Raw genomic sequence first — 10,758 nt, 5'->3', positions numbered from 1 at the left:
CGATACGCATCCCGGCGGCGGGGGCGACGGTCCGGGAAGACGCCGCCCGGTATGCGGGGGTCGGGGCCGGGGGGGGGTGCGCCTGCGGCGGGGGCGTTCCCCACCCCGCCCCTTCCCGAACCGGGGCCCCGCCCCGGCCCCTTTCAGCCCCGCCGGCGTTTGAGGCGCGGGGGTCCGGGGGCGGAGCCCCTGGTTCGGGAAGGGGCGGGTAGGGGAACAGGCCCGCCGCAGGCGCACCCCCACGCGCACCCCCACGCGCACCCGCCCCGCCCCGCCCCGCCCTCGCAACCTCCTACACCCCGCCCCCCGCCGCCCCCCGGAACCGACTCGTCCGATGCACCGGGTCCGTATCGATCTTCGGAATCACATGCTCACCGATCAGCCTGATCGAGTTCATCGTGTCCTCCGGCGAAACCCCGATCGGCAGCCCGAAGCTCAGCTGGTCCGCCCCCGCCTGCTCCCACCGCCGGCACTGCTTCAGCACCTCGTCCGGACTGCCGCAGATCATCAGCTCCTCCGCGATCAGCAGCTCGATGATCTCCGCGGAGTACTCCGGCAGCAGCTCGGGCCACTCGGGCACCCCCTCCGGCCGGGGGAACGTGTCGTGGTAGCGGAACAGCAGCGACTGCAGATAGTTCAGCCCGCCGCTCACCGCGATCTCCACGGCCTTGTCATGCGTCTCTGCACAGATCGCCGTGGACGTCACCATCACGTTGTCGTTGACGAAGTCCCCGACCGGCCGGGCCTCCTTGACCGCCGTCTTGTACGAGTCGACGACCCACTCCATGTCCGCGACCTTCTGCACGCTGAAGCCCAGCACGCCGAGCCCCTTCTTCGCCGCCATGGCGTACGAGGACGGCGACCCGGCCGCGTACCACATCGCCGGGTGCGACTTCCCGTACGGCTTCGGCAGGATCTTCCGCGGCGGCAACGACCAGTGCTTGCCCTGGAAGCCGGCGTACTCGTCCTGGAGCCACATCTTCGGGAACTCGGCGATGGTCTCTTCCCAGAGTTCCTTCGTGTGGTTCATGTCGGTGATGCCCGGCATGAAGCCCAGGATCTCGTGGCTGCCCGCCCCCCGCCCCGTACCGAACTCGAAGCGTCCCTCCGACAGGTGGTCGAGCATGGCGACCTTCTCGGCCACCTTCACCGGGTGGTTGACGGGGGCGAGCGGGTTGAAGATGCCGGACCCCAGGTGAATCCGGTCGGTGGCGTGCGCGAGATAGCCCAGGTACACGTCGTTGGCGGAGAGGTGCGAGTACTCCTCCAGGAAGTGGTGCTCGGAGGCCCAGGCGTACTTGAAGCCGGACTTGTCCGCCTGGATGACGTACTCGGTCTCCTCGATCAGTGCCTTGTGCTCTGCCTCGGGGTCGGTCTTGGCGCGCGCGGCAGGCACGTACCCCTGCACAAAGAGCCCGAATTCCACGGAGGTTCACCGTCCTCAATCATTTCTGACAGACCGTCAGTTCACGATGCGACCGACTGTTCCACCGACCACCCGACCCGTCAATACCTGACGCCCCGTCAGAAGAGGCTCACGCCGGCCAGCCACCCCCCGTCGATGACGAACGGCTGCCCGGTGATGTACGAGGAGTCCTCGGAGCTCAGGAACAGCGCGAGCGCCGCCACCTCCTCCGGCCGCCCGATCCGCCCGAGCGGCACGAGTTTGCGGTACAGCTCGGCCACCGCCGCACCCGTCTCCTCCGGGTCGGCCGCCGGATCCAGCGCCGACGGATTGGTCATCGGGGTGTCCACCGCCCCGGGGCACACGGCGTTGACCCGTATCCCCTTCGGCGCCAGCTCCAGCGCCGCCACCCGCGTCAGCCCCACGACCGCGTGCTTGGTGGCGGCGTAGGCGCCCACGAAGGCCATCCCGGTGAGCCCGGTGTACGAGGCCGTGTTGACGATCGTCCCGCCGCCCGCGGCCTCGATCTCCGGAGCGACGGTCCTGATCCCGAGAAAAGCCCCGACCTGGTTGACCTGCACGATCTGCTCGAACTCCGCCAACGGCGTGTTCACCAGCTCGTTGAAGCGCAGGATCCCCGCGTTGTTGACCAGCCCGTCGACCTTCCCGAACGCCTCCTTCGCCGCCTCCACGGCGGCCTGCCACTCCCCCTCCCGGCTCACGTCCAGGTGCACGAACCGCGCCGCCTCCTCCCCCAGCTCCTTCGCCAGCGCCTCCCCCCGCTCGTCGAGCACATCGGCGATCACCACCCGCGCACCCTCCGCGACGAAGAGCCGCGCCTCCTGCTCGCCCTGCCCGCGTGCCGCACCAGTGATGATCACGACACGCCCGTCCAGCTTGCCCATGCCCGGTCTCCCTACCTGTCGAGATGAGGTGCGACCTCGGCGGCGAACGCCGCCATCTGGTCGGTGAGTTCGTCACGGCTCCGGCTGCGGAACCGCACCTGGATCTGATGCACGCCCATCGCCGCGTACTCCCGCAGCGACTCCGCGATCACCTCCGGTTTCCCGGTCAGCGCGCGCCGGCCCACAGCCCAGTCCGGCTCGCCCACGTACAGCGGCTCGGTGATGGCGCCGACGACGATCGGTTCCCCGACCCCCGCCTCCTCGCGCAGCGCCAGCAGCCGGGCGATCTGCGCGGGCAGCCTGCTCCGGGGATCTCCCTGAGGGAGCCACCCGTCACCCCGCACGGCCGCCCGCCGGACGGCCGCGGGCGAAGAGCCGCCCACCCACACGGGCACCCGTTCCTGCGCAGGGCGCGGGAGCTGCCCGAGCCCACCGAACGTGAACCGCTCCCCGGCGAACTCCGGATACTCAGCCGGCCCCAGCGCGACCTTCAGCGCATCGATGCTCTCGTCCAGCAGCCCCCCGCGCCCGTCGAAGTCCACACCCAGCGCCTCGAACTCCTCGCGCACATGCCCGGCCCCGACCCCGAGGATCAGCCGCCCGCCGCTGAGGTGGTCGAGCGTGGCGTACTGCTTGGCGGTGACGAGCGGATGCCGCAGCCCGACGACGGCGATATGACTCATGAGCAGCACCCGCTCGGTGACCCCCGCGAGGAACGCCAGGGTCGCCACGGGGTCGTACCAGACCGTGCTCATGGCCTCGGCGAGCCTCGGCGGCACCCCTACGTGCTCGCAACAGGCCAGGTATCCGAACCCCGCCCGGTCGGCGGTACGCGCGATCTCGACCAGATCAGCGGGGGTGGCCCCGGCCTCCCACCTCTCCGCGTAGATGGTGCTCTGCGACTGAATCGGCAGCTGCATCCCGTACGACAGCGGCCCGGCGGACGATATCGGCACCGACCGGCCTCCTTCCCCTCGCTCACCTGACGCCCCATCACGAACGCGACGGGCGGGGACATCGTCATACCTGACGGCCCATCAGGCAAGGGAGTCGCGCCCCGCGAAAAGCCGACAGCCTCGCCCGGTGGCGGTGAGCGCGCCCCCTTGGCAACCGGCTCCGGTGCGGCGCTGGTGGTCAGCCGGGCGGCCCGGTTGAGCGCAGACCCGCTGGTGCCATGGGAGGTCGAGACGTAGCCGACAACGCCGCAACGGCCCATCTGTTACGCGTGATCCCCACCCCTTTTGCTCACCCCCGCCGACGGCGTGGGTGGCGAGAGTAGCGATCAACGCAACACACGCTCCGCAACAACGGATCAGGAGCAGGATCAGGATCAGGGTCAGGATCAGGATCAGGCGGGAGCGCCCCCGGCGAACCGTTCACGCCATGGCACGTAGGGCGGCGGTGGCTCGCTGGGCGCGGGGATGGGAACACCAACAGCGCGGACCCTGCCCGCATCCGGTCGCGACACCCCCGGCATCGGATCCTCGGGCAGCTTCTGCACGAGCCGGTACCGCAGGAAGCCCACAGCCGACCGCACCCCGCCGTCCGGCCGTTCGGCGAGCAGGGCCAGCCGCAGATCGGCGGAACTGAGCCCCCGCTCAAGCCACTTGACGGCCTCAACGGCCAGGGAGCGCGCTTCCCGCACCCCCAGATGCAGTTCGCGGCGGGTGTGCCGCAGCGAGAGCAGCACTCTCTCCGCCTGGGCCAGCAGGAAAGGATCAGGAGCCCCACCCACCGGTTCAGCACCCGCCGCCTCCGCCACCGCCTCCGCCACCGGCTCCGCTTCGGAGGGTGGGTGGGAAGTGGTTTTATCACTGTTGTCTTCTGCGGGTTTATAACCACCGACCCCCCGGCCGGTCGGCCCACCGACCGTCGGAATCCGCACACCCGGCGGCGGCGATGCGGCCGGATGCTCTCGCAGGGCCCGCGCCTGCTCGGCCGTCAGCGGCTCGTTCGAGATCAGCTGCCGGGTGACCCAGCGCCCCCGCCCGTCCTGACCGCGCCACTCGTGCACGTATCCGTCCGCGACCAGTTGCTGCTTGGCCTTCTGGTACGCGCGCCCCCTGATGCCCACCTTCTCGGCGAGCTCACCGAGCGGCCGAGAGGCACACTCCCCGGGGAGTCCCTGCACGTACAGAACAAGAATCTTCGCGTCGCTGTTCAGGCGCTTGTGACGTACGACATCGTTCGCGGCCTTCGTGTAGCGCGCAGACGGAGCGATAGCATGACGGAGCATTTTTGGTGGGTCTCTTCCACTGAGAATGAAGGTCCTCGGTAGGTGTTGGCGCACCGCCGGGGACCGCTCCAGCACAAAGTGCACGGAGCGTGATGGCCTCGTCACCGTATCGCACACTTTTCCTCCCGCACCACGCGAACTGATCTTCGACGACCGCCTCGAATCCCTCAGAGCTCCTCGTTGCGGGCCGGAGGCGCACGGTGCGGTCATGGCGGCGAAGGCCCCTAGCAGTTCGGGATGACCGTGCCGTTGTTGTCACGGGCCTCGTCGTTGCCCCAGCGGGAGAGGTAGTACGCCGAGACGTACGCCCCGTAACCGTTCTTGCCCGCGTAGACCGTGTCCAGGTCCGTCTTCAGCCACCAGTGGTTGTAGCTGCTGCCCGAGCCGACCTGCTGGCCCCACACCTTGCAGTACACGTAGTTCGTGCCCGCGTTGAGTACGCCCTGGGCGTCGTTCGTGTTGGCTGCCGCGTAGCCCGTGGCGTTGGCGAAGGTGTCGACCCAGAACGTGCCGCCGCCCCCACCGCAGCCGTTGTCGCTGGTCAGGTATTTGCTGTAGTACGAGCCGGGGTACGGGGCGAGCGACTGGCCGTTGATCACGATGTTCTGGCCGACGCCGTTGTACAGCTGCTCGTAGTGGATGTGGGCGCCCGAGCTGTTGCCGGTGGAGCCGGTCGTGCCGATCTGCTGGCCCTGGCCGACCTGTGCTCCGTTGGCGACCGAGTACGCGGCCAGGTGGAAGTAGTACGTCTTCCAGCCGCCACCGTGGTCGATCACGATGTAGTTGCCCGCACCGGTCGGCTGGGAGTAGCGGTAGGCGGTGCCACCGGCGGAGGCCAGGACGGCCGATCCCGCGGTGGCGCCGCCGTCCGTGCGGACGAAGTCCAGGGCCTGTCTGACCTCGGCCGAGTGATGGCTGTAGGTCCACTGCCGGCCGCAGCCGAACGGCGCCTTGAAGTTCGGCGCCGCCGCCGCGGGGGTCGCCGTGGCCGTGACGGTGAGCAGGCCGGCGAGGAGAGAGAACAGGGCGAGCAGCGAGAGACGTACCGAGCCTGTACGTGTGCGCATGCGTCCTCCGGGTCGAGACGTGAGAGAGCGGTGCGGAACATCGAGCGGGACATCGAGTTATGCGTCAATCCGTGCGTCAGTCCGTGTGGAACGGACTCAAGAGTGTCGGAGCTGCGGCTTCACCACTAGGTCCTGTCTGGAGTTCCAGCGCGGGAGAAGGAGCGGCGTCCGGTGCCGTCGAATCCAAGGCGGAGGAGGGAGCGATGGCGGAGCCCTCGCGACTGACGACAACGCCGGAGGCGGCGGTGCCGGACGCCGCGACGCCGCGGGGGAACTCCAGACAGGACCTAGACCCGGGGAGCACCGGCAGACCCTGAGGGCGGGCCCGGCCGGGCCCGCCCTCAGGAGAACCGCCCGGCCCTACTTCCGGTACAGCGCCTCGATCTCCGCCTCGAAGTCCCTCGCGATCGCGTCCCGTTTCAGCTTCAGGGACGGCGTCAGATGGCCGCTCTCCTCCGTGAACTCCGCCGGCAGGATGGTGAACTTGCGGATCGACTCCGCGCGCGACACCAGCCGGTTCGCCTCGTCCACCGCGCGTTGCAGCGCGGCGCGCAGTTCCTCGTCGTTCACGAGGTCCCGCAGCGGGATGTCCTGCTTCTTGCGCATCTGGCGCCAGTGCGCGAGGCCGTCCGGTTCCAGGGTGAGCAGTGCGGTGATGAAGGAGCGGTTGTCGCCGACCACCATGCACTGGCCGACCAGCGGGTGGGCCCGCAGCCAGTCCTCCAGTGGGGCCGGGGTGACGTTCTTGCCGCCCGACGTGATGATGATGTCCTTCTTGCGGCCGGTGATCGTGAGGTAGCCGTCCTCGTCGAGCGCGCCCAGGTCACCGGTGGCGAACCAGCCGTCCTCCAGGTGCGGCACCGCCGTCCGGCGCTCCGCGTCCCAGTAGCCCTGGAACACCTGGCCGCCGCGCAGCAGGATCTCCCCGTCGTCCGCGATCCGTACGGCGGTGCCCGGCAGGGGCCAGCCGACCGTGCCGAGGCGGGGCTTGAGCGGCGGCGTCACCGTGTGGGCGGCGGTGGTCTCCGTCAGGCCGTACCCCTCGAAGATCTCGATGCCCGCGCCCGCGTAGAACGCCGCGAGCCGGTGGCCGAGCGGGGAGCCGCCGCAGATCGCGTACCGCACGTGCCCACCGAGCGCCGCCCTGATACGCCGGTATACCAGCGGGTCGTAGAGCGCGCGGGCCATGCGCAGGCCGAGTCCGGGGCCGGGGCCCGTGCCGTGTTCGGCGGCCTCGACCGCCTCCCCGTAGCGCCCGGCGATACGGGCGGCCCGGTCGAAGGACGAGGCGCGGCCCATCTTCTCGGCCGTGGCCCGGCCCGTGTTGTACACCTTCTCCAGCACATACGGGATGGCCAGCAGGAACGACGGTCTGAAGCCCGCGAGGTCGGCCAGCAGGTCCTCGGTCCGGATGGAGGGCGCGTGCCCGAGCCGCACTCTGGCCCGCAGACAGCCGATGGCGACCATCCGGCCGAAGACGTGGGAGAGGGGGAGGAAGAGGAGGGTGGACGCCGGGTACTTGGAGACGGACTTGAAGACCGGGTGCAGCAGCTCGATGGCGTTGTCGACCTCGGCGAAGAAGTTGCCGTGGGTGAGGACGCAGCCCTTGGGGCGGCCCGTGGTGCCCGAGGTGTAGATGAGGGTGGCCGGGGTGTCCGGTCCGAGAGTGGCCCGGCGGGCCGTGACGGCCGCGTCGGGCACGTCCTTCCCGAGCGTCTTGAGCCGGCCGATGGACCCGGTGTCGAACTGCCAGAGGTGCGTGAGGTCGCCGAGCTGCTTGCGCTCCTGGCTGATCAGCCGCGCCTGTTCGGTGGTCTCGACGGCGCAGGCGACGGCGCCCGCGTCCTGGAGTATCCAGCGTGCCTGGAACGCGGACGAGGTCGGGTAGATGGGCACGGTGACCAGCCCCGCGGCCCAGGAGGCGAAGTCGAGCAGTGTCCACTCGTACGTCGTACGGGCCATGATCGCGACCCGGTCGCCGGCCTGGAGGCCCTCGGCGATCAGCCCCTTGGCCACGGCGGTCACCTCGTCGGCGAACTCGGCGGCCGTCAGGTCCTGCCAGCTGTCGTCGGACTGCTTGCGGCTGAGCACCGCCTCGCCGGGTGCTTCGCGGGCGTTGTCGAAGGGGATCTCGGCGAGCGAGCCGCGCCGGACGGGCGGGGCGAACGCGGGTACGGAGACCTCCCGTACCGTACCGTCGGCCGCCCTGACCTTGGTCGGCTCGACGAGGACGGGGCGAGAAGGGGTGGCGTTGGCGGGTGCGGAGACTGGCGTCGGCACGTGCGGCTCCTCATCAGGGTGGGGCGGGGCGGTCGCCGGTCCGTCCGGCGGCGGTTGCGTCCTCAGGGGCGTTCCAGGTCTCAGGGGGACGTACCAGGTCTCAGGGCCGTACCAGGTCTCAGGGCCGTTCCAGGTCTCAGGGCCGTTCCAGGATGGCCGTGACTCCCTGACCGCCCGCGGCACAGACCGAGATGAGGCCGCGGCCCGGTCCCTCCCGTTCCGCGAGGAGCTTGGCGAGGGTGGCGACGATCCTGGCTCCCGTCGCCGCGAACGGGTGCCCCGTGGCCAGCGAGGAACCCGCCACGTTGAGCTTGTCCCGGTCGACGGGGGCGAGCCCCCGCTTCTCCCAGGCCGCGAGCGTGGCCAGCACCTGGGAGGCGAACGCCTCGTGGATCTCGAACAGGTCGAAGTCCCCGATGGTGAGACCGGCGCGCTCCAGCAGGCGGGGTACGGCGTGGGCGGGTGCCATCAGCAGCCCGTCCTCGCCGTTCACGTGGTCGACGGCCGCCGTCTCGTAGAGGGAGAGGTACGCGAGCGGTTCCAGACCGCGGCGCCGCGCCCACTCCTCACTCGCCAGCAGGACCGTCGCGGCCCCGTCGGTGAGCGGTGTCGAGTTGCCCGCCGTCATGGTCGCTTCGGGGTGATCGGCGCCGAACACCGGTTTCAGCGTGGCGAGTTTCTCCACCGTCGAGCCGGGCCGGAGGTTCTGGTCGCGGGCCAGACCGCCGTGCGGGACGACGAGGTCGTGCAGGAACCCCCGCTCGTACGCGGCGGCGAGCCGCTGGTGGCTGGTGGCCGCCAGCCGGTCCTGGTCCTCACGGCTCACCGACCACCGCCGGGCGGTGACGGCCGCGTGCTCGCCCATCGAGAGGCCGGTCCGGGGCTCGGCGTTGCGCGGGATGTCCGGGACGAGATGCCGGGGCCGTACCCTCGCGAGCGCCTTGACACGGCCGCCGGCCGACTTCGCGCGACGGGCCGCCAGCAGAATCCTCCGCAGCTCGTCGTTGACGCCGAGGGGCGCGTCGCTCGTGGTGTCCGAGCCGCCCGCGATCGCGGAGTCGACGGCCCCCAGTGCGATCTTGTTCGCGGCGGCGATGACGGCCTGGAGCCCGGTGCCGCACGCCTGCTGGATGTCGTAGGCGGGGGTACGCGGGTCGAGACGGGAGCCGAGGACGGTCTCCCGGGCCAGGTTGAAGTCCCGGCTGTGCTTGAGGACCGCGCCGGCGACGAACTCGCCGACCTGCTCCCCCGCCAGGGCGTAGCGCTCGACCAGCCCGTCGAGAGCGGCGGTCAGCATGTCCTGGTTGGATTCCTGCGCGTACGGTCCGTCGGAGCGGGCGAACGGGATACGGCTGCCGCCGATGACCGCGACCCTGCGCGGCTGCGGAAGTGCCAGGGGAATCACCGGCACCAGCTCGTCCCGATCACCCTCGGGCAGCTCGTCTCGATCGTTCTCGGGCGTCTCATCTCGACCTACTCCTGACTCCTGAGTAACCTTACTTAGGAGTAAATCTACGACTGAGCAGGAGTCAGGACAATGGCCGACCGCTATCTGCACGTCACCGGCACAGCACCCGGCCGATTCCTGACCCGTCGGCTCGGCCTGCCTCAACCGGCTCACCTGCGACGGTGGTCCCTGGAGACTCCTTCCCTCGACGGCCCCTTGCTGCACCTCACCGCAGGCCCCTCGACGGTCACGGACCAACTCGGCGCGCTCCTCGGCAGAACCGGCCTGGAGGTCACGGACAACTCGGCGCGCCCCGCCGGCATCGTCGTCGACGCGACGGCCGTCACCACCCCCGCCGGGCTCGGGGACGTGCACGCCGCGCTCCACCCCGTCATACGCTCCCTCGCCCCGGGCGGCCGCGTCGTCCTCCTCGGCGCCCACCCCTCCCCCGACGACCACCACCAGGCCGCCGCCCAGCAAGGACTGGAAGGGTTCGTCCGCTCCCTGGGCAAGGAAGCGGGCAAGGGCTCCACGGTGCAGCTCCTCCGCATCGCCCCCGGGTCCGAGGGTGTCACCGCCGCCGAATCCACCCTCGGCTTCCTGCTCTCCCCGAAGTCCGCGTACGTCAGCGGCCAGGTCATCGAACTCACCGCCGCCGCCCCCGGCCCGGTCGCCGACCGGGCGGCCCCCCTCACCGGCCGCACCGCCGTCGTCACCGGCGCCGCACGCGGGATCGGCGCTTCGGTCGCCTCCGTGCTCGCCCGGGACGGAGCCACCGTGATCTGCCTGGACGTCCCCCAGGCGCAGGACGAACTCGTGCGCACCGCCGCCCGGCTGGGCGCCACGGCACTCCCCCTGGACATCACCGCACCCGACGCCGCCGACCGCATCGCGGCCGCCGCCCCGGAGGGCCTCGACATCCTGGTCCACAACGCGGGCATCACCCGCGACCGACGGCTGGCCAACATGCCCGCCGAACGCTGGGCCGCCGTCATCGAGGTCAACCTCGACAGCGTGCTGCGCACCACCGACGCCCTGCTCAAGGCGGGCACGCTCAACCGGGGCGGCCGGATCGTCGCCACCGCCTCCATCGCGGGGATCGCGGGCAACGACGGCCAGACCAACTACGCGACCAGCAAGGCGGGCATCATCGGCCTCGTCCGCTCCCTCGCTCCGCGTGCCACCGCCGGCCACGGCATCACGGTCAACGCGGTCGCCCCCGGCTTCATCGAGACGAAGATGACGGCCGCCGTGCCCTTCTTCATCCGGGAGGCGGGCCGCCGCATGAACTCCCTCTCCCAGGGCGGGCTTCCTGTCGACGTCGCCGAGGCCACGGCCTGGTTCGCACATCCCGCGTCCAGCGCCGTCAACGGCCAGGTCCTGCGGGTCTGCGGCCAGAGCCTGCTGGGGGCGTGACA

8 protein-coding genes are annotated in these 10,758 nt (G+C 70.7%); 1 reads left to right on the top strand and 7 read right to left on the bottom strand.

The features are described from left to right. Positions 1–292 precede the first annotated feature (292 nt). The 7 genes from F0344_RS20860 to F0344_RS20830 all read right to left on the bottom strand — a co-directional run bounded on the left by F0344_RS20860 (position 293) and on the right by F0344_RS20830 (position 9,307). A complete protein-coding gene (locus F0344_RS20860; protein ID WP_185300251.1) occupies positions 293–1,426 on the bottom strand; it encodes an LLM class flavin-dependent oxidoreductase in 1,134 nt (377 codons plus the stop codon). A gap of 98 nt (positions 1,427–1,524) precedes the next feature. Continuing rightward, positions 1,525–2,310 (bottom strand): SDR family NAD(P)-dependent oxidoreductase, encoded by a 786-nt coding sequence (locus F0344_RS20855; protein WP_185300249.1) that lies wholly within the window; start codon positions 2,308–2,310, stop codon positions 1,525–1,527. 11 nt (positions 2,311–2,321) lie between these two features. Beyond that, the gene (locus F0344_RS20850) at positions 2,322–3,266 is read right to left on the bottom strand and encodes an LLM class F420-dependent oxidoreductase (protein ID WP_258050028.1); all 945 of its coding nucleotides are present in this window, start codon (positions 3,264–3,266) and stop codon (positions 2,322–2,324) included. A gap of 392 nt (positions 3,267–3,658) precedes the next feature. Next, on the bottom strand, positions 3,659–4,546 hold the full coding sequence (locus F0344_RS20845; protein WP_185300247.1) for a hypothetical protein: 888 nt from the start codon (positions 4,544–4,546) through the stop codon (positions 3,659–3,661). Positions 4,547–4,770: 224 nt separating this feature from the next. Next, a complete protein-coding gene (locus tag F0344_RS20840; protein ID WP_185300245.1) occupies positions 4,771–5,613 on the bottom strand; it encodes a M23 family metallopeptidase in 843 nt (280 codons plus the stop codon). Positions 5,614–5,973: 360 nt separating this feature from the next. Continuing rightward, positions 5,974–7,893 carry an AMP-dependent synthetase/ligase gene (locus tag F0344_RS20835; RefSeq protein ID WP_185300243.1) on the bottom strand — a complete coding sequence of 640 codons (1,920 nt, stop codon included), beginning with the start codon at positions 7,891–7,893 and terminating at the stop codon, positions 5,974–5,976. A 136-nt stretch (positions 7,894–8,029) separates the two neighbouring features. After that, positions 8,030–9,307, bottom strand: a complete 1,278-nt coding sequence (locus F0344_RS20830; protein WP_185302802.1) for an acetyl-CoA C-acetyltransferase — start codon at positions 9,305–9,307, stop codon at positions 8,030–8,032. A gap of 123 nt (positions 9,308–9,430) precedes the next feature. Between F0344_RS20830 and F0344_RS20825 the strand changes: the two genes are divergently transcribed. After that, a complete protein-coding gene (locus F0344_RS20825; protein ID WP_185300241.1) occupies positions 9,431–10,756 on the top strand; it encodes a 3-oxoacyl-ACP reductase in 1,326 nt (441 codons plus the stop codon). The last annotated feature ends 2 nt before the right edge of the window (positions 10,757–10,758 follow it).

It is taken from the genome of Streptomyces finlayi, assembly GCF_014216315.1.
Lineage (GTDB): Bacteria > Actinomycetota > Actinomycetes > Streptomycetales > Streptomycetaceae > Streptomyces > Streptomyces finlayi_A.
This window is presented reverse-complemented; position numbering and strand designations above follow the sequence as displayed.

Bases quoted from the DNA above. Each gene is read 5' to 3' on its own strand.
- F0344_RS20840 (WP_185300245.1), bottom strand. From the start codon at position 5,613: ATGCGCACACGTACAGGCTCGGTACGTCTCTCGCTGCTCGCCCTGTTC.
- F0344_RS20855 (WP_185300249.1), bottom strand. From the start codon at position 2,310: ATGGGCAAGCTGGACGGGCGTGTCGTGATCATCACTGGTGCGGCACGC.
- F0344_RS20825 (WP_185300241.1), top strand. From the start codon at position 9,431: ATGGCCGACCGCTATCTGCACGTCACCGGCACAGCACCCGGCCGATTC.
- F0344_RS20845 (WP_185300247.1), bottom strand. From the start codon at position 4,546: ATGCTCCGTCATGCTATCGCTCCGTCTGCGCGCTACACGAAGGCCGCG.